This window comes from Cobetia sp. BL01 (assembly GCF_056493605.1).
Map to the genome: position 1 here is coordinate 51,802 of NZ_JBVBEE010000013.1, position 25,727 is coordinate 77,528.

Annotated in this window: 22 protein-coding genes and 1 pseudogene; 9 read left to right on the top strand and 14 right to left on the bottom strand. The window is 59.6% G+C overall.

Annotation, left to right across the window (positions count from 1 at the left end; genetic code table 11):
* Positions 1-60: 60 nt before the first annotated feature.
* The 8 genes and pseudogenes from ACZYGA_RS16430 to ACZYGA_RS16465 form a co-directional block, all read right to left on the bottom strand.
* Positions 61-1,071, bottom strand: coding sequence for a TRAP transporter substrate-binding protein (locus tag ACZYGA_RS16430; RefSeq protein ID WP_404626753.1), 1,011 nt, complete (start codon positions 1,069-1,071; stop codon positions 61-63).
* A gap of 142 nt (positions 1,072-1,213) precedes the next feature.
* Entirely contained in the window at positions 1,214-2,287 is a 1,074-nt protein-coding gene (locus ACZYGA_RS16435; protein WP_404626754.1) for a LacI family DNA-binding transcriptional regulator, read from the bottom strand.
* A gap of 173 nt (positions 2,288-2,460) precedes the next feature.
* Positions 2,461-3,450 (bottom strand): 2-hydroxyacid dehydrogenase, encoded by a 990-nt coding sequence (locus ACZYGA_RS16440; protein WP_404626756.1) that lies wholly within the window; start codon positions 3,448-3,450, stop codon positions 2,461-2,463.
* 67 nt (positions 3,451-3,517) lie between these two features.
* The gene (locus ACZYGA_RS16445) at positions 3,518-4,492 is read right to left on the bottom strand and encodes a sugar kinase (protein ID WP_404626758.1); all 975 of its coding nucleotides are present in this window, start codon (positions 4,490-4,492) and stop codon (positions 3,518-3,520) included.
* Between the two features lie 90 nt (positions 4,493-4,582).
* A complete protein-coding gene (locus ACZYGA_RS16450; protein ID WP_404626760.1) occupies positions 4,583-5,458 on the bottom strand; it encodes a sugar phosphate isomerase/epimerase family protein in 876 nt (291 codons plus the stop codon).
* Between the two features lie 55 nt (positions 5,459-5,513).
* Positions 5,514-6,572, bottom strand: coding sequence for a LacI family DNA-binding transcriptional regulator (locus tag ACZYGA_RS16455; protein ID WP_404626762.1), 1,059 nt, complete (start codon positions 6,570-6,572; stop codon positions 5,514-5,516).
* A 200-nt stretch (positions 6,573-6,772) separates the two neighbouring features.
* Positions 6,773-8,365: pseudogene (locus ACZYGA_RS16460) on the bottom strand (aldehyde dehydrogenase (NADP(+))).
* Between the two features lie 222 nt (positions 8,366-8,587).
* Positions 8,588-9,364, bottom strand: coding sequence for an SDR family NAD(P)-dependent oxidoreductase (locus tag ACZYGA_RS16465; protein WP_479399680.1), 777 nt, complete (start codon positions 9,362-9,364; stop codon positions 8,588-8,590).
* A gap of 743 nt (positions 9,365-10,107) precedes the next feature.
* Here ACZYGA_RS16465 and ACZYGA_RS16470 point away from each other — a divergent pair.
* The 5 genes from ACZYGA_RS16470 (at position 10,108) to ACZYGA_RS16490 (ending at position 13,904) form a co-directional block, all read left to right on the top strand.
* Positions 10,108-10,974 carry a tripartite tricarboxylate transporter substrate binding protein gene (locus ACZYGA_RS16470; RefSeq protein ID WP_404626766.1) on the top strand — a complete coding sequence of 289 codons (867 nt, stop codon included), beginning with the start codon at positions 10,108-10,110 and terminating at the stop codon, positions 10,972-10,974.
* Between the two features lie 76 nt (positions 10,975-11,050).
* The gene (locus ACZYGA_RS16475; protein ID WP_404626767.1) at positions 11,051-11,521 is read left to right on the top strand and encodes a tripartite tricarboxylate transporter TctB family protein; all 471 of its coding nucleotides are present in this window, start codon (positions 11,051-11,053) and stop codon (positions 11,519-11,521) included.
* Positions 11,521-11,679 (top strand): hypothetical protein, encoded by a 159-nt coding sequence (locus ACZYGA_RS16480; protein ID WP_404626769.1) that lies wholly within the window; start codon positions 11,521-11,523, stop codon positions 11,677-11,679. Before ACZYGA_RS16475 ends, ACZYGA_RS16480 begins: the two co-directional genes overlap by 1 nt.
* Positions 11,680-11,703: 24 nt before the next feature.
* On the top strand, positions 11,704-13,041 hold the full coding sequence (locus tag ACZYGA_RS16485; protein ID WP_404626771.1) for a tripartite tricarboxylate transporter permease: 1,338 nt from the start codon (positions 11,704-11,706) through the stop codon (positions 13,039-13,041).
* A 161-nt stretch (positions 13,042-13,202) separates the two neighbouring features.
* Positions 13,203-13,904, top strand: a complete 702-nt coding sequence (locus ACZYGA_RS16490) for a FadR/GntR family transcriptional regulator (RefSeq protein ID WP_404626773.1) — start codon at positions 13,203-13,205, stop codon at positions 13,902-13,904.
* Between the two features lie 121 nt (positions 13,905-14,025).
* Here the strand turns inward: ACZYGA_RS16490 and ACZYGA_RS16495 are convergent, their stop codons facing one another.
* From ACZYGA_RS16495 to ACZYGA_RS16505, 3 genes are all read right to left on the bottom strand, one after another.
* Positions 14,026-14,262 carry an STAS domain-containing protein gene (locus ACZYGA_RS16495; RefSeq protein WP_404626775.1) on the bottom strand — a complete coding sequence of 79 codons (237 nt, stop codon included), beginning with the start codon at positions 14,260-14,262 and terminating at the stop codon, positions 14,026-14,028.
* Positions 14,263-14,520: 258 nt separating this feature from the next.
* Entirely contained in the window at positions 14,521-15,807 is a 1,287-nt protein-coding gene (locus ACZYGA_RS16500; protein ID WP_404626777.1) for an FAD-dependent oxidoreductase, read from the bottom strand.
* Positions 15,808-16,042: 235 nt separating this feature from the next.
* Entirely contained in the window at positions 16,043-17,461 is a 1,419-nt protein-coding gene (locus ACZYGA_RS16505) for a sodium:solute symporter family protein (protein WP_404626779.1), read from the bottom strand.
* Positions 17,462-17,689: 228 nt separating this feature from the next.
* On the opposite strand from ACZYGA_RS16505, the gene ACZYGA_RS16510 reads away from it, so the two are divergent.
* Complete coding sequence (locus ACZYGA_RS16510) at positions 17,690-18,661, top strand: LysR family transcriptional regulator (protein WP_404626780.1); 972 nt, start codon at positions 17,690-17,692, stop codon at positions 18,659-18,661.
* A gap of 163 nt (positions 18,662-18,824) precedes the next feature.
* On the opposite strand, the gene ACZYGA_RS16515 is transcribed toward ACZYGA_RS16510, so the two are convergent.
* Together ACZYGA_RS16515 and ACZYGA_RS16520 are read right to left on the bottom strand one after the other, a co-directional pair.
* A complete protein-coding gene (locus ACZYGA_RS16515) occupies positions 18,825-20,390 on the bottom strand; it encodes an aldehyde dehydrogenase family protein (RefSeq protein ID WP_404626782.1) in 1,566 nt (521 codons plus the stop codon).
* Between the two features lie 9 nt (positions 20,391-20,399).
* A complete protein-coding gene (locus tag ACZYGA_RS16520) occupies positions 20,400-21,314 on the bottom strand; it encodes an NAD(P)-dependent oxidoreductase (RefSeq protein WP_404626784.1) in 915 nt (304 codons plus the stop codon).
* Between the two features lie 129 nt (positions 21,315-21,443).
* Between ACZYGA_RS16520 and ACZYGA_RS16525 the strand changes: the two genes are divergently transcribed.
* The 3 genes from ACZYGA_RS16525 to ACZYGA_RS16535 all read left to right on the top strand — a co-directional run bounded on the left by ACZYGA_RS16525 (position 21,444) and on the right by ACZYGA_RS16535 (position 23,788).
* Positions 21,444-22,385, top strand: a complete 942-nt coding sequence (locus ACZYGA_RS16525) for a LysR family transcriptional regulator (protein ID WP_404626786.1) — start codon at positions 21,444-21,446, stop codon at positions 22,383-22,385.
* Between the two features lie 201 nt (positions 22,386-22,586).
* Positions 22,587-23,123 (top strand): DUF2628 domain-containing protein, encoded by a 537-nt coding sequence (locus tag ACZYGA_RS16530; protein ID WP_404626787.1) that lies wholly within the window; start codon positions 22,587-22,589, stop codon positions 23,121-23,123.
* 26 nt (positions 23,124-23,149) lie between these two features.
* Entirely contained in the window at positions 23,150-23,788 is a 639-nt protein-coding gene (locus ACZYGA_RS16535; protein ID WP_404626789.1) for a DUF1294 domain-containing protein, read from the top strand.
* A 122-nt stretch (positions 23,789-23,910) separates the two neighbouring features.
* Here ACZYGA_RS16535 and ACZYGA_RS16540 read toward each other — a convergent pair whose 3' ends face one another.
* On the bottom strand, positions 23,911-25,605 hold the full coding sequence (locus tag ACZYGA_RS16540) for an L-lactate permease (RefSeq protein WP_404626791.1): 1,695 nt from the start codon (positions 25,603-25,605) through the stop codon (positions 23,911-23,913).
* Between the last annotated feature and the right edge of the window lie 122 nt (positions 25,606-25,727).

Consider the following 25,727-nt stretch of genomic DNA (forward strand, 5'->3'; position numbering starts at 1 on the left):
TCTATTGGGTTAGAGGCCGGCACCCCGTATGACGAGATGCCGGTTCATCGTCAGTTCCGCTTAGTTGACACTCTTTATCATCTGGTAAAGGTCAGTCAGATCCATATCGGCGACTACTTTCAGAAGAGGTTCTTTGACCATCTCCTGCATTTTATTGCGATCAACTCTGTGTAGGGTCATTCCTTGTTTAACAAGTGTGTCGAGGGCTTCGGCATCTTGTTCGAGCTGCGCCTTGCGGGCATAGGCGGCTGACTCACGGGCTGCCATCGTGACTGCTTGCTGTTCGCTTTCGTTAAGGCGCTCCCATGTCTGTTCTGACATGGTCAGAAGGCGAACGGTAATGTCGTGATCTGTCATGACAAGGTGCGGGGCTACTTCGTTGAATCGCATCCGTAAGACCCATTCCGGTTCGTTAAGTAGACCGTCGATGGCACCCAGTTGCAGACCGGTATAAATCTCTTTCCAGGCCATGACCGATGGCTTGACTCCAATAGCCTGCCAAGCAGCGATCAAAGGTTTGGTTGGGTTGGTACGTATCTTCAACCCTTCTAGGTCTGCAAGGCTATTCACTGGTTTGGTGCTGACAACTTCGCGTTTACCACCGCCAAAGTAAGCCAATACCTTGACTCCAGTTTCCTGTGAGATGCGGTCGGCGATCTGTTGGCCCACTTGACCATCCAAAACCTTCTGCCAGTGATCGACATCTCGATAGAGAAAAGGTACCGAGAAGATGTTGGCAGAATGAGAGAAGTCCGTAATTAGTCCCGGGCTGACGATGGCCATGTCGAGCGCACCAGCCATTTCTTGCTCAAACATTTCCGTCTCATGCCCCATGACCGAGTTCCCGAGGATGGTGACGCTAATTTCACCGTCGGTTTTCTCAGACAGCAGCTCACTGAATCGCTCTGCGCCAAGCTGATAAGCTGTTTCAGCCGTGCCCCCGTGGCCAAACCGCAGGTCCATGGCATGTGTCGTAGTTGAAGCTCCAAGGACTACTGTCAATAGTGAGCCCTTGAGAAGAGTGCGAGGTAGGCGACGAATTTTTTTTGGATCGATCCATTTAATGTTCATGATTAACTCCTGGCGTGGCATTGTTGTTGTCAGTGGGTGGCGCAGTGTAAGGGGCGAAGCGATTAGTGTCTGGCGCAATTGGATGCGATATTCAATATCTGATTCTCATGCACCTAAACTAGGTTGGTTATGTAAGTAATTCTTAATTGAGGCATGCAGGAATATTTCCTTGGATGTCGATCTCGCGGAGTGGTTTACCACACGAGTCCCGAATCACCAGGCTTGGTGATAGCACAACTTGCTCACGTGGGGCCGTGGGAGCAGCTATTCGGCGCAATGCCAATCGAGCCGCCTGTTCACCAATCGCATAAGGATGCGTTGCCACACTTGTCAGAGGCGGATCGCCCAAAGCTGCCTCTTCGACATCATCAGTGCCGATGACTGCGCAGTCTTTACCCGGTGTTAGACCTATGCGCTTGAGCCCCAGCATGACACCGAAGGCCACCATGTCGTTGTGACACATGACTGCCGTGGGCCGAGGGGTTTCCTGCATTAACTCTTGAATAAGCAGGAATCCATCCTTGCGAGTGACACCTTCGCCACGAATCAGGCGGCGATAAACAAGCCCATGGCGTAGGAGGCACTCATCATAGGCCTTGAGGCGATCCTGACTGACGGCGTGCTCGGCGCCCCCGACGAAGGCGATGCGCTGATGACCAAGTGATACCAAGTGATCCATCCCCAGTCTTACGACATGACGGAAGTCAGTGCCTGCGTAATCGAACGGTGGGGTGCCGATATAACGCAGAATTTGGACGCAAGGCATACCCCAGCCTTCGAGCGTTTCGATTAAGTCAGGTGAGCTGCCGGCGGCAGGACACAGAAGGAGCCCATCGACACGGTGTTCGCGCATGCGTTCAAGGAAACGTTGTTGGCGAGGCACTGAGTCTTCGCTGTTGGCTAGGAATGACACATAGTCCTGCTGGGTTAGTTCCGCATTGATACCTGCCACCATGGCACCGAAGAATGGATTGGCAATATCATAGACCACGACGCCCAGCGTTTGCGTGCGTCCTCCACGCATGGCAGCGGCACCGCGATTGTAGACATAGCCTAATGTCTTGATCGATTGCTGGACCTTGCGACGTGTTCGCTCCGCCACCAGTGGGCTTTCGCGCAGTACCAGCGATACCGTGCTGCGCGAGACACCAGCATGGGCGGCAATGTCTTGCAGAGTAACGCTACTGTTGTCGCGTGGGAGTCGAGTATCGGTCATGAGAAGGGCGATTCCTGTAGCAATTTGCGCTGGTCAGGCGATGGAAGTCACTGGATGTTCTGCATCTTTTAGATTGATCCAAATCATACCGTCAAATTAGCGCCTATTTCGTAATTCATCGACTCTTCTTTGGTCTAGAGTCTTACGCGGTCGCCTAGTGGCAAGGCAATAAATTAAATAGAGGATCTTCTAGTCAGTACTTCTGAGTTTACCGGGCTTATCGGGTGATTACCCGCTAGCGCCAGAAGCATGTTATCCACTGCGCGTTGGGCCATTGATGCACGCGTCTCATGGGTGGCCGACCCGATGTGAGGTAAGGCAACCACGTTGGGCATATGCGGGAGGGGAGATTCAACTGGCAGTGGTTCCTGCTCGAACACGTCCAGCCCTGCCGCGCCAATTTGCCCCGTGTTTAGCGCTTCAATCAGCGCCTTCTCGTCGATGACCTTGCCGCGCGAGATATTGATAAGAATGCCGTTGGGCTTCATGCGCTTCAAGGCAGCTGAATCGATTAGCTTTTCGGTATCTGCATTCAGTGGCACGCTCACGCAGACGAAGTCGGAAGTTGCCAGCAGTTCTTGCAAGTTTAAGCGCAGTGCCCCCAGTTCCTTCTCCAGCTCGGGTTTTGGCGATGCCATGGTATAGCGTATTTGCATGCCAAATCCTAACGCTCCTCTGCGTGCGATGGCGGCACCAATACGTCCGAACCCTACCATCCCCAGTGTCTTTCCATGAACATCGCTCCCGAAGAGATCAGGTCCAATGCTAGATTTCCAGTGACCGTCTTTTACCCAGTTGGCCAGTTCAACTGCTCGACGTGCAGTCGCCATGATCAGAAGAAATCCAGTATCTGCTGTGGTTTCGGTCAATACATCCGGTGTGTTGCACAGCAGAATGTTTCGCTCGGTCAATGTGGCTAGCGGATAATTGTCGTAGCCCACCGAGATGCTTGCGATGGTTTCCAGATGCGGCGCGCTATCGATAAGCTTTGGTGTGACCTTGAGCCCAGCAGTGATGAGACCATGTGCCCTGGAGAGCGCCGCATGAAAGGCTGGGCTATCCGCGTCTTCATGATGCTCGAAGTAATCGACATCGTGATGCTGTCGGAGCTGTGCAAGCTGTTCCTCGTTGAGTCGGCGAAAGGCAACGATACGTTTTCTCATGAGGTGTCATTCCTGTGTCGATAAAAACAAAATTTTTGTGCTGCTTGGCGTCTGCTTGTCAACCGGGCTATTGGGTGAGATCTTTCAGTTGATCACGGTTTGGTAAACCCTCCATGTCACCTATAACCTGGACGGCACGAGCTCCTATTAAATTGGCACGATGCAATGCTTCAGATGGAGTGAAGCCTTCTAATAAGGCGCTGATAAGACCTACGGCAAAGCCATCACCAGCTCCAACGGTATCTAGGACGCGTGTTACCGGAATACCTTCGACTGTGTAGGACTCAAGCTGGCCATTGAGGAGGCCTCGATAGTAGCTACCTTGTGGGCCGAGTTTGATAATGACAGCTCGCGCACCGCGTTCGAGATAGAAGTCAGCGATGGCTTCTGGTCTCTCATGGCCACTTAGAAGCCGCCCTTCAGATAGTCCAGGTAATACCCAATCAGCTCTTGCTGCCAGAGCATTGAGAGTCTCACGCATCACGTTTTCGTTTTTCCACAAGGAGGGGCGCAGATTGGGGTCGAACGAGATACTGGCTCCAGCATCGCGAGCCTTAACCATCATGTATTCGGAAAGCTCGCAAGTGACTGAAGATAGCGCGGGGGGAATCCCTGTGGCATGTAAATGACGCAATTGTGAGAAGTCGATATCTTTCGCATCTTCAATGCATAGCTGGCTTGCAGCACTGTTACGGCGGTAGTACTCCACTGCAGGATCCTCGCTATCATTGGCGCGTGCCTTGAATACCAGTCCGGTGGAGTGTAGGGGGTCGGTATGCAGGAACTGGCAGTCCAACCCCTCACTAACGAGTGTCTTGCGTAGATAGCGTCCAAAGCTGTCGTCACCTACGCGACTCAACCAACCGACATGAAAACCCAGCCGTGCCAGCCCGATAGCGACATTAGTATCTGCGCCTGCGACTCGGCGATGAAAGTGATCTACGCATTCTAGAGCACCGGTTTCATCGGCTACCAGCATGGCCATCGCTTCGCCAAAAGCGATTATCTCTGGAGAATTTGTTTGAGGGTGTGATTTGTTCACGAATACTCCTGGAATGAGTGAGTGAGTGAGAAAAGAAAGATCCAGCCTTTGGTAAAGCGGTTACAAAAAGCGCGACTAGAGACGAGGTAGCTATTGAGTAGTAGTTATCGCTCTCAGTCGCTCGACTTCGCGACGGGTAATGCTTGTCAGGGCGGCTGACAGATAGCGGAAATCGATATTTCCCATTTCGTCCTTCGCAAGAGATGATGTAGGTTGCAGGGGATATTCAATTGCACGCATGACATCTTTAGGGAAATGGCGGAACATTGAAGACCACTCGATAAGATCTCTATCACTTGGTACGCACGCGTGGCGTTTACCTGCGGTGTCAGAGCTCACGCCTTTGCAGTGTACATAGCGTACATGCCGGCCAAGGCGCTCCGCGGCATGCTGTGCGCTGGCCCCACACCATTGCCAGTTACCGATATCGAACGTCATGCCTAATGAACATCCAGCATGTTCGGCATCTTTCAAACAGGCAATCATCGCGGAGAGAGAGCCACCTCGTGAGGTCTGATCATTCTCGATCAGTATTTGAGGGACTCCGCTATCGGCAAGCAAGGACGACAGCGCTTCCCAAGTATCTCGACCGGCACCACGATAGTCACCCAGTGCGAACTTGATGCTTTCCGCACCCAGTGCATTTGCTTCGCGTAGTCGTCTAGATACGCTTTCGGCAGGACGCGTTGCATTCCAGAGTCCATCTGCGGTGGAATAAATGACGCCAAGTGCACGTTCTGCGCATTGCGCGCCTAGCATATCGAAAGCTTGGAAGTCAGTAGGTAATAATTCGCGACGAATCTCGACCTTGTCGGCCTCGGCCTCATGTATCCAGTCCAGGCTAGCGGCCTGCCCCTGTGCCAGCATTAAGGTACTACCGAAAGCAGAGGTGCAGACGGCAACCTGCGGAAGAGTTGAAGAGCGATCAAGTTTTGGTACCGATACCATTTTCAGGTGTGAGCTCATTTTTCTGGTCTCTTTATGATGGTTTAGACATGTCTGAAATGAAAACTTGATTGATTCAGATAGCGTGGAGGTCAGGGCAGGATGTTGAGCCACGCTTGATCAATGTTGGGTGATAGCGGATATGGCGTGATTGCCCGACGTAAGCCTCACGACTGCGTTCTAGAAGACAGGCAAAAGCCCGTCGTCCGATTTCTTCCGTGGGCTGCGCCAATGTCGTGATACCAGGCGTCAATAAGCTGCACCATTCCAATTCATCAATGCCTAGGAGGCCAATAGAGCCGGTATTTAGCTTGAGTTGTTTGAGGCAACGTGCCGCCATCAACGTCATGTTGCCATTACCACAAAGGATGGCAGGTTGACTTGCCGTGGATATGAATTGCTCTACCACGGGCACCAATGACGTCAAACCATCGGACATCGACAGTATGAAGGTCTTACCATTGATTGTGCTTTCCTGCGCGGTTAGTTGGTAGGTGAGTCGTGACAAGCGCTCCTGACGTGAGCTTGCGTGGTTCACCGGTTCGCTCAGGTAGAGAACGTCTCGATACCCAGTCTCGATAAGATGCGCTATGGCCATGTCGATGGTGGCATCATTATCGAGACCGACCATGTCAGCCTCTACCCCCGGTAATTGTCGGTCCAATAACACCATTGGTAAGCCAGTTGAGGCTAGCTCTGCAAGCTCTTGGCTGACACGTCCGCTGGCATTGACTACCAAGCCTTCAATGCCGTAACTAATTAACTGTGCGATATGGGCCTGCTCAAGGCGAGAGTCATTGTCAGTATTGCAAATCATCAAGGAGAAGCCTTGTTCGCGTGCAGCTTGCTCTATGCCATGCATGACAGCCACCGAAAAGGGGTTACGGATATCTGCGACCAGCATGCCAATCAGGCCGGTGCGCCCCCCTTTAAGGCTGCGTGCCATTAGGTTTGGGCGATAATTGAGACGGGAAGCCGCGCGAGCGATGCGTTTCTGAAGATCGAGTGACAGTTGCTCGCGAGCCCCTCCAAAATAACGTGAAACGCTTGTCTTGGATGCGCAAGCCTCTTGCGCAACTTGCTTTAGAGTAGCGCGGCGACTGTGAGCGGGGGGGCTAAGTTCATCTGGTGGCATGTCACGCTCGTATTATCGAAGTAATGGTATCGTTCCCATCGTAGTGTTCCTTAATTAGGTTGCAAGCTGGTCTTTGGTCTCAGGTAAAGGGGGCGCATAGCTATTTTCTTACGCCCCCAGGGTTGATCTACATCAGGGAGGTCATGTGGTCGTATGGCTTTTAGGCGGCGCAGACGCGGCTCTGCTAGGTTCAGGTCTCTTCACACTCGCTTGCCGTCCACCAGACGCGGCAGGTCATGGGTGCTGTCACGCAGGGTCGGGCTCAGCAGTGCCTCGGGCAGATCCTGATAGCACACCGGACGCAGGAAGCGTTCGATGGCCGTGCTGCCCACCGAGGTGGTGCGGCTGTCAGACGTTGCCGGCCAGGGGCCACCGTGGACCATCGCCTGACAGACTTCGACACCCGTCGGCCAGCCATTGGCGAGAATGCGACCGGCGCGACGCTCGAGCACCGGCATCAGGGTGCGGGCGGCGTCGATATCGGCATCGTCCTGGTGCAGGGTGGCGGTCAGCTGGCCTTCCAGGTGCTCGCAGACCGCACGCATCTCGTCCAGATCGCGACAGGCGATGACCAGCGAGCTGGCACCGAAGACTTCTTCCTGCAATGCGGCTTCATTCAGGAAGTCGCTGCCGGTGGTGCGGAACAGCGCGGTCTGACACGGACTTGCGTTGTCGCCATCCAGTGCGCCGCGCGCGACTTCCTGTACCTGGGGCAGGGCGGAGAGCTTCTCCACGCCACCCCTGTAGGCGTCGTGGATACCCGGCGTCAGCATTGTCTGGCAGGCACTGGCCGCGACATTGTCGGCGGCGGTCTTGAGGAAACGCTCCAGCGCTTCGCCTTCGAGGGCCAGTACCAGTCCCGGGTTGGTGCAGAACTGGCCGGCGCCCATGTTGAGCGAGGCGATGAAGGCCTGTCCTAGCCCTTCGGCACGGGCTTCCAGCGCGGCCGGCATCAGCAGTACCGGGTTGATGCTGCTCATCTCGGCGTAGACCGGGATCGGCTGAGGACGTGCCTGGGCGGTCTTGAGCAGTGCGGTACCGCCACTGCGTGACCCGGTGAAGCCTACGGCCTGAATGCGCGGGTCATTGACCAGTGCCTGACCTAGGGTGTTGCCGCTGCCGTAGAGCAGTGAGAAGACGCCTTCCGGCAGATTGCAACGTGTCACGGCGCGCTGGATGGCGCCGCCGATCAGCTCGGACGTCCTCGGGTGAGCGGAGTGTGCCTTGACGATGACCGGGCAGCCAGCCGCCAGTGCCGAGGCGGTATCGCCACCGGCCACCGAGAAGGCCAGCGGAAAGTTGCTGGCCCCGAAGACGGCGACAGGGCCGAGGCCGATGCGACGCTGGCGCAGGTCGGCGCGAGGCACCGGGCTGCGTTCCGGCATGGCCGGATCGATGCGCACATCCAGCCACTCGCCGGCGCGTACGACGCCGGCGAACAGGCGCAGCTGACCGCAGGTCCGGCCACGTTCCCCTTCCAGACGAGCCCGCGGCAGGCCGGTTTCATGAAGGGCGCGCTCGGTGATCTGCTCGCCGATGGCCTCGATTTCCTCGGCGATGGTCTCGAGGAAGCCGGCGCGGGTTTCAGTATCCGTTTCCCTGAAGCTGTCAAAGGCGTCGTGTGCCAGCTGTCAGGCCAGCTTCACCTCACGGGCACCACCGGCCGGATAGCCCGGCGCCAGGCGCTCACCGTTGGCAGGATTGATGGCGTGTACCGGCTTGCCGTCGGACAGCAGACTCTGCTGTCCGATGATCTGGTGTCCGCGCAGTGTCGTCTGATCGGAAGGTGACATAACGCGTCTCTCTTTTCGTGGGGCGTTCTTTTCGTGGGCACAGTCCGGGATGTCTCGCCTCCATCGCCCTCATGGGGCGCGATGCGGGACAAGGGAATGCTCGTCTCGACTGACGGTGCATGGCGGAACTGTTGCGTGCCGACATGTCATGAGGCCGAGGGCGAGACATTCAGGCTGCTGGGGTGCGTCTAATGGGCGCGATGCCGTCGTAGGCGGTATTTCTCACGGGCATATCTGGCCGCCATTGATGTCGATCACTTGGCCCGTGATGTAGCCACTGGTGGCGTGGGAGGCGAGGAACAGGAAGGTCGGTGCGCATTCCTCGGAGGTGCCGAAGCGGCCCATGGCGATGCTGCCGGCGATCTTGGCACGCAGCTCTTCACTCTTGTCGGCGTGGAAGACGGTATCGATGGTGCCTGACGACACGATGTTGAAACGCACGTTGTCCTTGGTGAATTCCTTCATCCAGTTGCGGTGCAGATTGTGCAGCATGGCCTTGGTGCCACCGTACAGGGAGGCGCCCAGGCCACCGCCCTCGCGGCCCGCGATGGAACCGGTGCTGATGACGCTTGCGGTGGTGCCGGAATCCTTGGCGGAGGCCTTCAGATGCGGCATGGCATATTTGGTCGTCATGATCGCGGAGCGCAGGTTCAGATCCATCACCAGGTCGAAGGCGGCATCATCCAGGCTCTCGAGTCCTGCGCGCACGCCCAGACCACCGGCATTGTTGACGAGCACGTCCATGCCGCCGAAGGCCTTGGTGAAGTCTTCTACCAGTGCAGCGCAGCCTTCGCTGGTGGACAGGTCGCGCGCGAAATATTCAAAGCGAGCACCGGTGGCTTCCATCTGGGCGATGGCGTCGCGAGCGGCGTCATCCTGCTGGCGGCTGTTGATGCCGACCACTGCCCCTTCACGGGCGAAGGCCACGGCGGCTGCCAGACCAATACCCTTGGTGGAGCCGGTTATGAGGACTTTCTTCTGCTTGAGATCGGTGAACATGTGGGATTACTGACGGTGGAATGCCGTACGCTCTTGGAGGCGGCATGGCGAATGAAAGGTGGAGGAAGTTGCGGCGAGCATTGGCTCCCTCTCGGCACGAGTCACCTTAGCCCAGCCAGATACGATCGACAAACAAATAATTACAACTGTCGAATGGTGCTTTAGTGCAGTTCGCCGTTGGGTGTTCCTAGATCACCCGGCTATGACGCCGGGCAGGACGCGGGCTAGTTCCGGGATAGGGCAGGCGAGCTTCCCTAAAATGAAGGAAAGGGTGATTTGTCGTAAATTGATAGATAAATCATCAATATCAATGGTTTATGTGTTGAATAGTAGTCGGTTATGCGCAGAGTAGGTCGTGGATTGCGGCCATTGGATAAGGGTCTCGCTAGCCTGGTTCGGCTATTCTAGAGGTAGATCCCGTCCCCCCCACGACAGCCAACCCTCACTTCCTCGATGATGCTCAATTTTGGATTGGTCTAAAGTTTAAGTTGTTATAACTTGTAAATTTCGTGCGTCCCGCTGACACTGATCTCAGTGCCTGAAGCAGCCAACGCCAACCTTCATGACGCTGTCCCACGCTGCAATGCCGCTACAGGCATAGCCACGCAACGCCTCCATAACGAGACAACGAGAGAGTCTCGCCATGCGTAAATTGTCACAAGTTCTCTGTACCTCCGTGCTGACCCTGTCCGCCTCCGCGGTGATGGCAGCTGACTACCCCCTACAAGCCCATCACGCTGATCGTGCCATGGTCTGCCGGTGGTGGCAGCGATGCGGTCGGCCGTCAGCTGGCGGCGGGTCTTCAGGAAGAGCTCGGTCAGCCTGTCAATGTGGTCAACAAGACCGGCGGTTCCGGGGTGGTGGGTCACATGTCCATGAAGATGGCGCGCCCCGACGGTTATACCCTGGGGCTTGGCACCGCAGAGATTGCCACCTACCAGCATATCGGTACCGCGCAGCTGTCCTATGAGGACTTCACGCCCATCGCGCTGCTGAATCTGGATTACGCCTCTTTTACGGTGAACGCCGATTCCGAGTGGAAGACCCTGGATGATGCCCTGTCGGCGCTGAAGGCCAATCCGAGCGATTACACCGTCTCCGGCTTCGCGCCCGGGGCTGCCTATCATCTGTCCTTCGCCGGCTTCCTGGATCAGCAGGGCATCAATCCGAATGACGTGACACTGGTGCCCAGTGAAGGTGCCGCGCCGGGTCTGCAGGAGCTGGCAGCCGGTGGTGTGGATATCGTGTTCTCCTCGCTTCCGGAAATCGAATCCATGCGCAAGTCCGGACGCGTCAAGGCGCTGGCGGTGCTGGCCAATGATCGCGTCGATTCCTTCGAGGATGTGCCTTCTGCCAAGGAGTTGACCGGCTCCGAGTGGAGCCAGGGCTCCTGGCGTGGCCTGGTCGGGCCTAAGGGGCTGCCGGAAGAGGTGACCGCACGCCTGTCGGAAGCCACCGAGAAGGTCTGGAAGTCCGAGCAGTTCCAGGACTTCATGTCCGGTCGCGGTTACGGCACCGTCTGGGAAGATGCCGAAGGTTTCCGTGCCTTCATGAAAGATCAGGATGAGAAGAACGCTGCCACCATCGAAAAGCTGGGCCTGGCCAACTGAACGCGCGGGTCGCCGTGAGCGTCTGCCATTCAGCGTGTTCGATCGTTTCTTTCTGAGTCTTCATGAGTAACCGCACATGCGTACCAACGACAAGGTCACGGGTGTGGTGACGGCAGCCTTCGGGGCTGCCGTCATATATGCCTCCCTCGACTTGAAGAACCTGCCGCGCCAGGAATATGGGGCCGGTACCTTTCCCACGGTCATCGGCGCACTGCTGATGCTGTTCGGAGCCATCCTGCTCGTCCGTGGGCTGCGCAATCGTGAAGTCTGGTTTGCCTGGCAGCACCCTGTGCCGCTGATTACCTTCATTATGACATTGGCAGCCATCTGCGCCTCCATCGTGGCCTATATCTACCTGAAGCCTGTCATAGGTTTCCCGGTGGTGTCCTTCGTGCTGCTTACGTTGCTGCTCTATGCCTTCCACCATCGTCGCTGGTTGCCTGCCGGTGGTATCGCGCTGGTGGCCACGGGAGTGATCTGGGAAGTCTTCGGCCAATTGCTGCACGTTCCGCTTGAGCTGGACCTGCTGGAAAAGGTGATCTACTGATGAGTGACTTACTGCAAGCCGCCACGATGGTGTTCACGTGGGAAGTGATGCTGATCATTCTGGCAGCCTCCCTCTTCGGGCTCTTCATGGGCGCCATCCCTGGCCTGACGGCCACCATGGCCACGGCACTGCTGGTGCCGGTCACCTTCTTCATGTAGCCGCTGCCGGCCATCGCCGCCATCGTGTCCGCGACTGCCATGGCCATCGTGGCCGGCGACATTCCCGGGGCGTTATTGAGGATTCCCGGCACACCGGCCTCGGCGGTCTATACCGAGGAAGCCTATGCGATGGGCAAGCAGGGCAAGGTCGGGCTGGCACTGGGGTTAAACGTGACCTGCTCGATGATCGGTGGGGTGATCGGGGTGATGATCCTGGCCTTCTTCGCGCCGCGCATTGCCGAGTTCGCCATCCAGTTCACCAGTGACGAATATTTCTGGCTGGCTCTGCTGGGGCTTTCCTGCGCGATCCTCGTCTCCGGCAGTGACCCGCTCAAAGGCGGGATCTCGATGCTGGCGGGGCTGGTCATCGCGATGGTGGGCATGGATAGCGTCTCGGGTCAGATGCGCTTTACCTTCGGCAACTATGACCTGTTGGCCGGTATCTCCATTCTGCCGGTGCTGATCGGGCTGTTCGCGATTTCCGAGCTGATCCGTCGCATGCCGGAAACCCGCAATGCCGCGCCGCTGGTGCCGCCCGTCATCAAGCGTCCCTTCGAAGGCGTTGGCGCAGCACTCTGGAAATACAAGGGCGGTGTCGTTCGCGGCGGTGCTCTGGGAACCGTGATCGGGGCCTTGCCGGGCGCCGGCGCCGATATCGCGTCTTGGATCAGCTATGCCGTGAGTCGCAAGCTCTCCAGGACACCGGAGAAGTTCGGCAAGGGACATCCGGAAGGCCTGGTATCGGCCAGTTCCGCCAACAATGCCTCGTTGTCCGGTGCCTATATTCCGGCACTGGTCTTCTGGATCCCGGGGGATACGGTCACGGCGATCATCATCGGCGTCCTAATGACCAAGGGCATCACGCCGGGTCCTGACGTCTTCGTCGACCAGGCACCGTTGGTCAATGCCATCTTCATGGTCTTCGTGCTGGCCAATCTGCTGCCGTTGCCGCTGGGCTTCATGGCGATCCGTGGGGCGCGACACATCCTGTCGATTCCCACCGGTATCCTGTTCCCGCTGATCCTGATGTTCTGCATCGTCGGGGCGTTCGCAGCCAACAATGCGATGTTCGATATCTGGATCATGCTCGGTATCGGCCTGGTGGGCTTCTTCATGGCCGAAAACGACTTCCCGGTTGGGCCGATGATTCTGGCGGTGATTCTGGGGCCGATCGTCGAGAGCAACTTCATGCGCTCGATTCTCAAGTCCAATGGGGACCTGGCGGCCTTCGTGGATCGTCCCATCGCCATGGTGTTGGCGATTGCCGCAGTGGCGGTCTGGACCATGATCATCGTCAACGGGGTGAAAGCAGGGCGTCGAGTACCGCAGACACCGGCATCGGAACTCCCTCAGGATGCCTAAGTGAGATGACGCGTCGGACCGAGAGGGGCTTGCGGGGGAGCGACCATGGAGGGTACTGCCCCGTAGTCTTTTCTCATGAGGCAGGGTTTCCGGTAGAATCGCACACCATCTGATATGCCTGAAGGTGGACCAAGTGTGATGAGAAAGGGCGACATGACACGATGAGTGACACAGCCAAGCATTCACTGGCGTTGGTGGTCTACGAGAAGATACTCGCCGCCATCATCAGCGGTGATTATCCCGTCAACAAGAAGCTGCCGACCGAGGCGCGACTCTGCGAGCTGTATGAGGTATCCCGCCCGGTACTGCGTGATGCCCTGGCGCGTCTGCGTGAGGACAATCTTGTCGTGTCGCGGCGGGGGTCAGGCAGTTTCGTCATCAATCGGCCTGATAGTGCCGTGCTTGAGTTCGCACGGATCTCCAGCATCGCCGACATACAACGCTGCTTCGAGTTTCGCACCAATGTCGAGGCCAGTGCGGCGGGCCTCGCCGCGCAGCGGCGCACGCCAGAGCAGCTGGAGCACATACGTCAGCGTTTCGAGGCCATCAATCAGGCCAATCTCAATCATGATCGCGCCTGCGAGGAAGACTTCGAGTTTCACCTCGCGATTACCGAAGCCGCCAGCAATCACTACTACGCCACCGTGTTGCGCTCGCTGAATCAGAGCATCAAGGAGGGCATGAATCTGACGCGCGGCCTGTCACTGCGTGCCTCCGAAGAGCGCCTGCGGATTGTCCAGGATGAGCATCAGGCGATCATCGATGCGATCGCCGGCAAGGATTCATCAGCCGCGGAAAGCGCCATGCAGGCCCATCTCGAGGGGGCATGTCGGCGCATGTTCGAGGGGGTGCACACGCCCTAGCCTCACAGGGTGCGAGCGGTCCACCTGCCATTTCAGCTTCACGACAATGCCTCTGATCATTTCTGATCAGAGGCATTGTCGTCTCTGGAGCGCAATGCTGACCCTGTGATGGCTGCGCTCGTCACTCGTCTGCCAGCCAGCGCCTCGCGACCGCGAAGGCGCGTGGCTTGTTGCGGCACCAGGACAGTTCTCCCGGGCGCTTGTGAATGCCGGCTCGGTGAAGCTTGAGAATTAGATGGCTGGCGATCGCCGACAGGACCATCGGCACATGCTGGTGGCGCATGTCATCGATCCGAGACTGCAGAGCGACGATGGCCGTGCCGTCCATGCTGGGCACATCGTCCATGCTGAGAATCACGTTCTAGATCTTGTTATTGCTTATGCCGTATTAGGCGGCAATTGCCTCGACTAACAGCTCCAATCGTGCCCTATAGCGTCGAGTGCATCTCTATGATCGGGCGCTCGCACTCGCCGCCTCCCTCAAGTAGGGTTGTCTGAAAGCGAGATTCTTGGAACAGGCGTGGCACTGGGACAATAAGCCCCTGACGGTTCGCCTGCCAGGGGCTTTCACGTTCATGGACCAAGCCATTTACCCAGCTTTCTCAGATAGGCGAGATCATTGGCAGAACCTGACCGGTGACAGGCTGCGCGCGTAGCCCGGCAGGGGCTCGTGCGCCACCGTGCGTGCCACCAGATCGCCCGTCTCGGCCGAGAGGGTGAGCCCCAGATGGCCATGCCCGTAGGCGAGGAGCAGGCCGGGGCATCCAGGCATTTCTCCCACTACTGGTAGGCCATCGGGGGTGGAGTGGCGCACGCCCATCCAGTGGCGGGCGACGTCGAGCGGCTGACCGAATAGAGTCTCGCCCCATTGTGTGAGGGCTTGCCAGCGCTGTGGTGAGGCGGGGCGCGAAGGGGCACAAAACTCGGTAGTGCCCGCTAGGCGAATGCCTTCCGCCATTGGCGAGGCGTAGAAGTGATGCGCCAGCCAGCCCACCGGGCGTGAGAGTGGCAGCTGGGTGGCGAGTTCGATGTGATAGCCGCGCTCACTGACCACCGGCAGACGCTTGCCGAGTCCCGCCAGCAGCGTATTGCTCGCGATACCGGCGCAGATCACCACATGCGGGACCTCGTGGGAGGTGGTGGCGGTGTCGATGCGCCACCCACCACTGGCCAGCGGCGTGAGGGCGTCGACCTGCTGCGCCGTCCACTCAAGGCCACCGTCTTCAAGCTGTGAGAAGAGTTGGTGGCTGAGTGACAGCGGGCTGGTGAGGTGGCGGGTGTCAGGGAAGAACAGGCCGCCTGCCAGCCTCTTCGGGTTGAGCGATGGTTCCATGTCCCGCAGCTGGCTTGTGCCCAGTGCTTGACATTCGACCCCATCACGGCGCTTGGCCTGGGCCATCTTCTCAAGCGCTGCCTGGGTGATGGCGGTGTCGCGCTGGATCTGTAGACAGCCGTGCTGCTGGAAAAGCGGCGCGGATGTGTGGGTCTGAAGATCCTCGATCAGGGCATGCTGTCGTTCGACGGCATTGGCCAGCAAGGCGATCAGATCTGCCTTGTGGCGCTGGAAATTGGTGGGCGTTGCCGCCTTGAGGAAGCGCCAGCCGAAGTCCGCCAGGGCGGGGGTGTGGCGCAAGGCGATGGCAAGGGATGGCTGCCTGCTCAGCAGGTGTCCCGGCAGCTGGCGCAGGGTATCACCGCTGGCCATCGGCGAGGTGGCGTAGTTGGCAATCAGACCGGCGTTGCCGAAGGAGGTGCCTTCGCCGGCGGGATTCGGGTCATACAGTCGAACGTGATTGCCACGCGCCTGCAAGGCGCGGCAGGTCGCCAGACCGATGATACCGGCGCCGATGACGGCAATGCTGTCGTGGCTCGTCGCTTCGGCGGCGGGGGATTGCGGGGTCATCGTGCTTACTCTCTTAGCCGATCATGCCGGGCGGGCAGCCCGACATGATCGGCGTGATGAAGACGGTGGCAGGGGCGTGACAGGTCTTGGAAGACTTGCTGGTCGAGCGGTGCAGACCCTGCCGATGGCTCAGTTGTCGCGGTAGAACTTCCAGGAGGCGATGGCGATGCCCACGGCGGTGAGGATGCTCAGCAGGCAGATGGTGTAGAGAGTGAATCCGAACATGGTCAGGTCCTCAGGAGTGAGTGGGCTGGGTCGCGGTATCGTGATCTGGAGCAGCATTCAGCAGTTGATAGACCAGAGTGAAGACCGTGATGTTGATGATGACGCCAGCAATCAGCGGGGTGAGCCCGGTGAGGGCTTCCAGCTCCAGGCCACTCCATTTCCACATGCTGGTGGCCAGGGCGCCGGCGATCATCGCGGCCACACCAGCACGCTTGCAGCGAATCCTGAACAGCACGGCGAAGATGAACGGCAGCAGGATGGTCGGCGCCCACAGGGCGTAGCTCAGCAGCAGCGCATCGATGATCGAGGTGGCGTAAAGCGCGAACACGATGGCGCCCAGCCCGATGGCCAGATTGACGCCGCGCTCGATCCACAGCTGCTGCTTGCCGGACATGGCGGGGTTGATGAAGGGCTTGTAGATGTCGGTCACGAAGATGACCGCTGCCGAGTTCAGATAGGAATCCGCCGTTGACATCACCACCGCCAGCAGTGAGGCCAGCACCAGCCCGGTCAGCCCCAGCGGCAGAGCGTCGCGGATCAGTTCCGGCATGGCCTGATCCGGCGAGATCTGCGGATAGAGCACCAGCGCGATCAAGCCGATGGTGGAGCTGACGGCATAGAACAGCAGACCGAAACCACCGGCCAGCGAGTAGCCGATCCTGGCATGACGGGAATCCGGTGCGGACAGGGCGCGCTGGGTGTAGGGCGGGACGAGGGTCTCGCCGAGCAGGAAGGCGATGAAGATGCTGATGAACATCAGCGGCGTGTAATCGCCCATGAGGCTGAAGTGTTCGCTGGGGAGTGCGGCGATCAGGGCATCCGGGCCACCGATCTTGTCGAGCCCGACGATCATGGTGATGGGCAGGAAGACCGCGAGCATCACGAACTGCACCACGTCAGTCTGGATCACGGCCCACATGCCGCCGGCCGTGGAGTACACCAGTACCACTGCCATGCCGATCAGGATGCCGGTGCTGATCTCGATGCCTAGGATGGCATTGAAGACGGTGCCGATGGCCAGCGCCTGGGCGCCGAGGATGCCGATGCAGAAGATCAGGGAAAAGATGCCGGTCAGCAGGCGGGCGCTGCGACCATAGTGATGCGCCATGATGTCACCGACCGTCTGTGCCCCTGCATAGCGCTTGAGGCGTGGCGCGATGTAGAGGCCCGCGATGATGGTAGCGATGGGGAAGGCGGAGGCCGCGAACATGAAGGCGTAGCCTTCATCGAAGGCCTTGCCGGCGCGTCCCATCGAGGCACCACCGCCGAGGAAGGAAGCGGCGAGCGTGGCGAACAGCACCGGCCAGATGATCTTGTTGCCGGCGACGGCGAAGTCGGCACTGCTGGAGGTCTTCCTGGCACTGCGATAGCCGATGTAGAGCAATATCGCGAAATACAGCAATAGCCCCATGAGGTCGATCATATGCATTGTCTGTGGCCCTTTGTTGTTGGTTATGAGGGTCTGATCAGCTTCCTCCCGCTGGGGGTATAAGCACAACTAAAGGCTGTCTATTAAGTCATAAGAACAATTTAGAGCCTATACACGAGAGGCTAGTCTTGAGCGTCCAGCCTCAAGCGTCCATTCTCGAACGCCAGGCACGAGGGCCTTGCCACGAGAGTCCCGTCACGAGAGCCCCGCCACAAGAGCCCAGTTGTCATGAAACTCAGACATAACCTGCGTCAGTTGCAGATCTTCCAGGAAGTGGTGCGCACGGGCAGTCTCTCCCAGGCAGCGCGTCGGCTTGGCTTGACGCAACCGGCGGTGAGCACGGCGATCGCCAATCTGGAGAGTGACGTCGGGTTTCTGCTCTTTCGGCGTAACCACTATGGCACCCAGTTGACACCGGAAGCCGTCCATCTGGCGGAGGGAGTCGACAAGGTGCTGGCATCGGTGGGGCATCTGGATGAACTGACGGATGGTCTGCGGGATGGTCACGCCGGCAAGCTCACTGTGGCGTCGATGCCGGGGCTTTCGCCGACGGTGATGCCTCGAGTGATGTCACGCTATCTCGCCGACTTCCCCAGGAGTCGTCTGTCGCTGCAGACGTTCAGTTCACGCAAGATCGCCGAGTGGGTCGCCGAGGGCCAGTTTGATCTCGGGGTCATCGAGGCAGACGCCGCGGTCGAGGAGCTGGTGCTGGAGGGGTATCAGCTCTGCATGGCACTGGCCGTGCCTGTCATGCATCCATTGGCGCAACGCGAGGTCTTGTTCCCACAGGATCTGGCCGGGGAAACCATCATCACGCTGGATCAGCACCATCAGAGTACCTTGAAGCTAGCGCGTGCCTTCCAGCAGGCAGACATGACGCTGCAGGCAAGCATCGAGACGCATCTGTTTCCCTCGGTCGCGATGCTTGTCAATGAAGGGATTGGCATTGCCTTGATCGATCCGGTGACGGCGGAGGCGATGCTGGCGCGCCGCGATTGCCAGCTGCGCGTGGTGCCATTCGCGCCGACCATCAACCTGGATGTCGCGCTGGTCACCTCGCGTTTTCATCCCGTTTCCCGTCAGGGGCAGCGCTTCATGCCCTATCTGACGGCGGAGCTTGCCGCCTGGCAGCAGCGCTCGAAGGAGCGTTATGCCGTGACGATGCCGGAGGATGGCGAGGATGCCGCCCCCATGGTGTGAAGCCACTCATGATGGGTCACCGTCACGGACCTGGTCATCTCCCTCGGCGATACTGCCGACAACAATACCCTCGCCAAATAAGCACCAAGGCCCCACCGCTGATGGGCGGTGGGGCCTTGGTTGCCGTTTCAGGCGTGACCGAAGGGTCAGGGTCGCAGAGCCCTCATTCCAGACTCGCCCCATAGCCGAAGCTGGCGGCCGGTTCGGCGGCGGTCTCGACCCACACGCTCTTCACTTCGCTGTATTCGCGCAGCGCATCCAATCCGGAGGAGCGGCCATAGCCACTCTCGGCGTAGCCGCCGAAGGGCGAGCTGACGTGAATGGTCTTGTAGCCATTGACCCAGAAGGTACCCGCGCGCACCTGACGCGCCACGCGGTGGGCGCGCCCCACATCACGCGTCCAGACGGCCCCGGCCAGCCCGAAGCGACTGTCATTGGCTATGCGGATGGCGTCGGCTTCCTCCTCGAACGGTATGGCGACCACGACCGGGCCGAAGATCTCCTCCTGCGCGCAGGTCATGGCGTTGTCGCCCAGCAGCACCGTCGGCGCGACATGATAGCCGCCGGTGTCCGGGGTGGGGTCTGCTGAGCCCTCCGCCAGGCGCGCGCCGTCTTCGATGGCCCCGGCAAGCATCGACGTCACATGCTGGTATTGCTTCGCGTTGTTGATCGGGCCGATCTGGGTCGCCGGGTCCTGCGGATCACCGAGGGTGAATTGCGTGGCGGCCTCGGCCAGTGCAGTGGTGAACTTCTCGAAGATCGAGGCCTGTACCAGCAGGCGCGAACCCGACACGCAGCTCTGGCCGGCACCGGAGAAGATGGCCGCCTGAGCGCCGCGCAGTGCCACCTCGAGATCGGCATCCTCGAAGACGATATTGGCCGACTTGCCACCCAGCTCCAGCACGCTAGGAATGCAGCGCTGCGCCGCGGCGGTAGCGATATGGCGGCCAGTCGCGGGGGAGCCGACGAACACCACCTTGCGGATATCGCCCTCGGCGATGAACGCCTGGCCAATGGTATGGCCGTAGCCTGCGATGACGTTGACCAGCCCGCGCGGCACGCCGGCGCGCTCGATCAACACACCGAGTGCCAGCGAGGACAGCGCCGTCAGCTCCGAGGGCTTGAGAATCACCGCATTGCCGGCGGTGATGGCGGGGGCGATCTGCCAACCGGCGGTGAAGATCGGCGCGTTCCACGGCGTGATCTGCAGCACGGTGCCCAGCGGCTCATAGGTCACGTAGTTGAGATGTGAGGTCGGGACCGGAATCACCTCGCCGTGCAGCTTGTCCGCCCAGCCCGCGTAGTACTCGAACATTTCGGCGACCTTGGCCACCTCGACACGGGCATCGCGAATCGGCTTGTTGGCGCTTAGCGCCTCGAGTTCAGCCAGTGTCTCGGCCTGCTCACGAATCAGGCTGCCTATCTGATAGATGACGCGCCCACGCGCCTGGGCGGTCATGGCAGCCCAATGAGGTTGCGCCTGGCGTGTGGCGGCATTGGCGAGCGCGACCTGAGCGCGATCGGCATCCGGGAAGGACAGCATCAGGCTGTCATCATGGGCGTTGCGTACCTCGATGGCGTCACCCGTGCCGGTGACGAACTCACCGCCGATCAGGCTGCTGACGACAAAACTGTCGTCAGGAGATTGGCTGCTGCTCTGAAACGTCTGCATCAATTCGGCGATGCGCTGAGCAATTGGGGAGGTCGGGGGCATGTCCTGGGTCAGCATGGATTATCCTCAGTGGCCAAAGAGGGTCGGGTCAGTGCGTTGCACGATGGCGCAGAAGTCTTCGCTGTCATCCAGGCTCGCGCGGCTCTCGTCCCAGAGCTGCACCACGGCGTTGGCAAGGGGGAGCTCCAGTCCAAGCGTTGCTGCCAGATCACTGGCCAGCCGGACATCCTTGCGCATCAGGCCCATGGTGAAGCCGGAATCAAAGGCCTTGTTGATCACCCAGCTGGGGAACATCACCTGGCTTGCGCCGCTACGTCCCGAGCCCGCATTCACGCCTTCCAGCAACTTTTCTGGGGAGACACCCGCCCTGGCGGCCATGGAGACGGCCTCCGCCGTGCTGATCAGATGGCAGGCGGCGAGCATGTTGTTGGCGATCTTGGCGACGTTGCCCGCCCCACAGCTGCCAACGTGCACGCGGCTGCCGCTCATGGCTTCCAGCACCGGCATGGCGCGTGCCAGAACTTCCTCCTCGGCACCGATCACCATCGACATGCTGCCACTCGCCGCGCCCTTGGGGCCGCCGGACACCGGGGCATCGATGAAGTCGATACCACGAGTCGCCAGCGTCGCCGCCACCTTGCGGCTGGTCTCGGGAGTCGAGGTAGTGGTGTCAATCACGATCAGGCCGGGCTTGCCCAGGGCCAGCAGACTGATGGCGTCCTGTTCGGTTTCCTGAGCGCCTTCCTTGCCCAGGCATAGCTGCTCTACATGCTCTGCCTTGGGCAGCGAGAGGATCACGATATCGATCGTGTCCAGCAGCTCTGCCAGTGAACTGACCGGTGTGACACCTGCCGCGGCAGCCTTGTCACGGGCAGCCTGTGAGAGATCGAATCCGAAGACGGGGAAGTCATGGCGAACGAGCGTAGCGGCCATGCCGCCACCCATGTTGCCCAGTCCGATGACACCGACGGTTGTTGTCATTGTGTGATTCCTGTCGTGGTGAAAGGGGGATGGTCATCCGGTGACTCGAGTATGGACAGCGCTTCTGTGTTCCAGCAATAATCCGAAATTCACTTTAATGTTGCCGTCAAGGCAATGCTGGGGGGCGTGATGAGTCTGGTGCAGGAACGACGTATCAGTCATTTCCACGAGGCCGCCAGACTGGGCAGCGTGCGGGCAGCGGCGGATTTCCTGAATGTGGCACCGTCTGCGGTCAGCCGACAGATCACCCAGTTGGAGCATGAGCTAGGCATGCCGCTACTTGAGCGTCATCGACGTGGGGTCAAGCCGACGGAAGCCGGCGAGCGGGTGCTGGAGTACTACCGTCAGCGTCTGGCGCAGCAGGAGGTGCTGCTGGAGTCGTTGCAGTCATTGAAGGGGCTGCAGAGTGGCTCATTGGTACTGGCCATCGGCGAGGGCTTCATCGAGGGACTGGCTGGGCCCTTGAGCCGTTTTTCCGCGCGTTATCCGGGCATCGAGCTCAAGGTGAATCTATGTGGCAGCAATGAGGTGATCCGTCAGGTCGTCGAGGACGAGGCGCATCTGGGGCTGGTGTTCCATCCGGCAAGCGATCCAAGGATTCGCGCGCACGTCTCGCGCCCTCAGCCGGTATGCGCGGTGGTCAATCCAGCACATCCTCTGGCGCGCCAGGCGACCGCGGCTGTGCCCGAGCCATTGTCGCTGGCGGCGCTCGACGGATATGCCCTGGCGCTGCCGGAGGTGTCGTTCGGCATTCGCCAGATCGTCGCGCAGGCGGAGCATCAGGCCGGGGTGATGCTGAGCCCGACGCTCACTTGCAACGCGCTGGCGATGCTCAAGCAGTTCGCGCTGCAGGGCGGCGTGACCCTGCTGCCGGATTTCGTGGTCAGTGAAGAAGTGACAGCGGGCAGGCTATGTCGACTGTCGCTTCAGGAAGCGCCTTTCATCACGCCGCATGTGCAACTGATCAGTCGACTGGGCCGGCAACTGAGCGTCGGTGCCGATCGACTGCTTGGCCTGCTGCGCGAGGACATGACGGCCTTTGCGGATACAGGGCTCACAGATAGCGCCTGAATCCACGGGCGTCTGCAAGCAGTGCGGGTCAGTTGAGGTCGCGCAGCGTGGCTGACAAGCCTGATGGGAAACAATGAGATAGCGCCAGCGAGGTTCATGGTCCTGACAAGTGGTCAGCGGTATAGTGCGAGGCTTGTGTCATTTGTCCCGAGCCTCGTGCAGCCCGCGGCCTGCTCGGCATCACAGACAAGGATTCCCTCGATGGCTTCATTTCGTATTCTGACGCACCCCGAACACGGGACGCGTGCCGTCAAGATCGGCTGGTCTTGGCCGGCCTTCTTCTTTGGCCTGTTCTGGGCACTCTACAAGCGCATGTGGTTGCTGGCGGCGAGTCTGTTCGGCTTCATCGTGCTCAGCTCGGTCTTCATTCCCGCGACGATGGAAGGGCAGCTGATTTCCAATGTCCTGTTCCTGGGTCTGAATCTGACCATTAGCATGAAGGGCAATCAGTGGTACGCGAGCCTGCTGGAAACCCAGGGCTTCACCCAGCAGGCCCAGGTCGAGGCGCGCAATCCCGGGGATGCGCTGGCCGTGCATGCCAACTCGCAGAAGGCGTCTGCGGCTGACACCCGCGACCATGGACAACGCGGCACTCACGAGCAGGACCTCCCCGTGGATCACCGTGATGAGCAGGAAAACAGGCGCGACCGTAATGATGGCAGGGATGATGAGGATAACGGTGATGGTGGCGCCGGTGGCAAGGGCGGTGGCAACACCTCTGGTACCTTCATCGGCTAGGGGCCGGACCAGGAAGAGATGAGACGATGAACCTTCAAGGACGATTGACGCGCTGGAACGATGACAAGGGCTTCGGTTTCATCACGCCTGAGTCGGGGGGCAAGGATGTCTTTGCCCACATCAGTGCGTACCAGGGGCGCGGGCGGCCGAAAGCCAGTGCGCAGGTGCAGTATCAGTTGGGCATGGATGAGAACGATCGCCCACGTGCCACACGCTTTCGCACGTTTGGGGCAGGGGCTTCCACTACTTCTGCTGGAGTGGGGCTTGCATGGTTGATGATGCTGGTCGTGATGGTCCTGCTCGGGGCAGGCTGGCAGCAGGGGCGTCTGCCCTGGATGTTGCCAATGGCGTATCTGGGCATGAGTTTGGTGACGTACTTGGCCTATCGAGTCGACAAGCAGGCCGCGACATCAGGGGAGTGGCGCGTGTCTGAGGGGAAATTGCACCTCATGGAGTTGCTGTGTGGCTGGCCGGGCGCGCTGATCGCCCAGCAGAGCCTGCGCCACAAGACGCGCAAGACAAGCTACCGAGTCGTGTTCTGGTGTGTGGTATTGATCAACATCGCTACCGTGAGCTGGCTGACGCTCTCGCCGGAAGCCGCGTCCCTTCGCGATCTGCTTGGCTTTCCTGTCATTGCCAGAGAGGCCATGATCCGCTGGTCATGAGCGGGTATCGTCTGTACCTATCAACGACAAAGGGGCCTTGAAAGGCCCCTTTGTCGTTGTGGATCAACCCCATCCAGCACACCGTTGTCTGCGTCTCCACGGTAGCTGCTGAAGTGCCTGTTCTAGCGCATCAAGCCATCCACCACGCCCAGGCCATGGAAGGCGATCATGCCGATGATGCCGGCGAAGATCACGTAGTAGAGCGTCGGCAGGATCGTCTTGCGCAGCGTGATGCCTTCACGCCCCAGTAGTCCGACGGTCGCCGAAGCGGCGACCACGTTGTGGATAGCGATCATGTTGCCGGCAGCCGCGCCGACGGCCTGGAGGGCGACCATCATGGCGCTGGAGATGCCCAGCGCGCCTGCCACGTTGAACTGGAAATCCGCCAGCATCAGATTGGAGACGGTGTTGGAGCCGGCGATGAAGGCCCCGAGGGCCCCGACGCTGGGAGCGAACAGCGGGTAGATGTCGCCCACGCTATCGGCGATGAATTGCGCCATGGCCACCGGCATCGATACCAGATCTGCCTCGTTCACGCCGGAGTTGATCAGGATGCGCACCATGGGGATCGTGAACAGCAGCACGAAGCCTGCGCCCAGAATCGTGCGGCTGGATTCCGTGACGGCAGCACTGACATCCTGCATGCGCATGCGGTGCAGCACAACGGTCAGCAGTACCACGACCACCAGGATACCGCCGGGTAGGTACAAGGGCTGCAGACTGCCGGAGATGTCACCTTCTCCGAGAATGCCGCTCCAGCCGAAGCTCCATGAGGTCAGCGCTTCCTTGATCGGGGCGATGACGCGCGACATCACCAGCAGCACCGCGAGCAGCACATACGGCAGCCACCCCATGCCGACCGAGAGCGGCTTGCGACCCTCGACGGGCTCAAGTGTCATGTCCAGCTTGCCCACCCATTCCTCGGGCCAGCTGTCTGCGTTCGGGAAGTCCCAGGTCCGGCTGGGTAGCAGAAAGCCCTTGCGCGCCGCGGGTACCACGATGGCGAGGCCCACCATGGCACCGATCATCGAGGGGAACTCGGGCCCGAGCAGCAGGCCGGCCAGTACATAGGGCACCACGAAGCAGACACCCGCGAACAGCGCGAAGGGAGCGACTTCGAGTCCCTCGCGCCAGGAGCGATTGGCCCCGAAGTAGCGCACCATCACCGCCACCATGATGAGTGGCATGCAGATACCGATGATGCCGTGGGTAATGGCGACTTCCGAGGTGATCAACTGGAAGTAGCTGTCCCAGCTTGACCCGTTCGCGGCCAGAGCGTCACTGACGCCAGCCTTGTCGAGCCCTCCCGAGACACCGACGACGATGGGGGTGCCGACAGCACCGAAGGAGACCGGAGTGGATTGCACCATCATCCCGACCACGACGGCGGCCAGTGCCGGGAAGCCTAGCGCCACCATCAAGGGGGCAGCGACGGCAGCGGGTGTGCCGAAGCCTGAGGCACCCTCGATGAAGCAACCGAACAGCCAGGCGACGATGATGGCCTGTACTCGCCGGTCTGGGCTGATGCCGGAGAAGCCATTACGGATCGCGGCAATACCGCCGGAGTGCTTGAGCGTATTGAGTAGCAGCAGGGCACCGAAGATGATCCACAGGATCGCCACCGTCAGTATCAAGCCTTGCAACGATGAGGCCATGACGCGTGTGAAGGTCATGTCCCAGGCAAGCAGGGCGATCAGGGCCGTGACCACGAAGACGATGGGCATGGCAATGCGGGCAGGGATTCTGAACCCTATCAGCAAGATACCAGCCAGTATCAATGGCGTGAACGCCAGAAGCGCCATCCATGATGCATTCATGTCAATACTCTCCTTCGCATGAAAGGGTGATTGTCTTTTTGTTGGTTTTTGTCACTGCAGTGTGAAGGTTGATCCAGAGTTTGGCGTTGAGTTCTCATCTACACTGCGGGAAATCACCGTAG

What these genes read in the sequence shown, in the direction of transcription:
- ACZYGA_RS16440 (WP_404626756.1), bottom strand. Translation starts at nt 3,450, where the DNA reads ATGAGAAAACGTATCGTTGCCTTTCGCCGACTCAACGAGGAACAGCTT.
- ACZYGA_RS16505 (WP_404626779.1), bottom strand. Translation starts at nt 17,461, where the DNA reads ATGCATATGATCGACCTCATGGGGCTATTGCTGTATTTCGCGATATTG.
- ACZYGA_RS16535 (WP_404626789.1), top strand. Translation starts at nt 23,150, where the DNA reads ATGAACCTTCAAGGACGATTGACGCGCTGGAACGATGACAAGGGCTTC.
- ACZYGA_RS16530 (WP_404626787.1), top strand. Translation starts at nt 22,587, where the DNA reads ATGGCTTCATTTCGTATTCTGACGCACCCCGAACACGGGACGCGTGCC.
- ACZYGA_RS16480 (WP_404626769.1), top strand. Translation starts at nt 11,521, where the DNA reads ATGAGTGACTTACTGCAAGCCGCCACGATGGTGTTCACGTGGGAAGTG.
- ACZYGA_RS16540 (WP_404626791.1), bottom strand. Translation starts at nt 25,605, where the DNA reads ATGAATGCATCATGGATGGCGCTTCTGGCGTTCACGCCATTGATACTG.
- ACZYGA_RS16465 (WP_479399680.1), bottom strand. Translation starts at nt 9,364, where the DNA reads ATGTTCACCGATCTCAAGCAGAAGAAAGTCCTCATAACCGGCTCCACC.
- ACZYGA_RS16490 (WP_404626773.1), top strand. Translation starts at nt 13,203, where the DNA reads ATGAGTGACACAGCCAAGCATTCACTGGCGTTGGTGGTCTACGAGAAG.
- ACZYGA_RS16520 (WP_404626784.1), bottom strand. Translation starts at nt 21,314, where the DNA reads ATGACAACAACCGTCGGTGTCATCGGACTGGGCAACATGGGTGGCGGC.
- ACZYGA_RS16500 (WP_404626777.1), bottom strand. Translation starts at nt 15,807, where the DNA reads ATGACCCCGCAATCCCCCGCCGCCGAAGCGACGAGCCACGACAGCATT.
- ACZYGA_RS16510 (WP_404626780.1), top strand. Translation starts at nt 17,690, where the DNA reads ATGAAACTCAGACATAACCTGCGTCAGTTGCAGATCTTCCAGGAAGTG.
- ACZYGA_RS16515 (WP_404626782.1), bottom strand. Translation starts at nt 20,390, where the DNA reads ATGCTGACCCAGGACATGCCCCCGACCTCCCCAATTGCTCAGCGCATC.
- ACZYGA_RS16525 (WP_404626786.1), top strand. Translation starts at nt 21,444, where the DNA reads ATGAGTCTGGTGCAGGAACGACGTATCAGTCATTTCCACGAGGCCGCC.
- ACZYGA_RS16455 (WP_404626762.1), bottom strand. Translation starts at nt 6,572, where the DNA reads ATGCCACCAGATGAACTTAGCCCCCCCGCTCACAGTCGCCGCGCTACT.
- ACZYGA_RS16450 (WP_404626760.1), bottom strand. Translation starts at nt 5,458, where the DNA reads ATGAGCTCACACCTGAAAATGGTATCGGTACCAAAACTTGATCGCTCT.
- ACZYGA_RS16475 (WP_404626767.1), top strand. Translation starts at nt 11,051, where the DNA reads ATGCGTACCAACGACAAGGTCACGGGTGTGGTGACGGCAGCCTTCGGG.
- ACZYGA_RS16430 (WP_404626753.1), bottom strand. Translation starts at nt 1,071, where the DNA reads ATGAACATTAAATGGATCGATCCAAAAAAAATTCGTCGCCTACCTCGC.
- ACZYGA_RS16435 (WP_404626754.1), bottom strand. Translation starts at nt 2,287, where the DNA reads ATGACCGATACTCGACTCCCACGCGACAACAGTAGCGTTACTCTGCAA.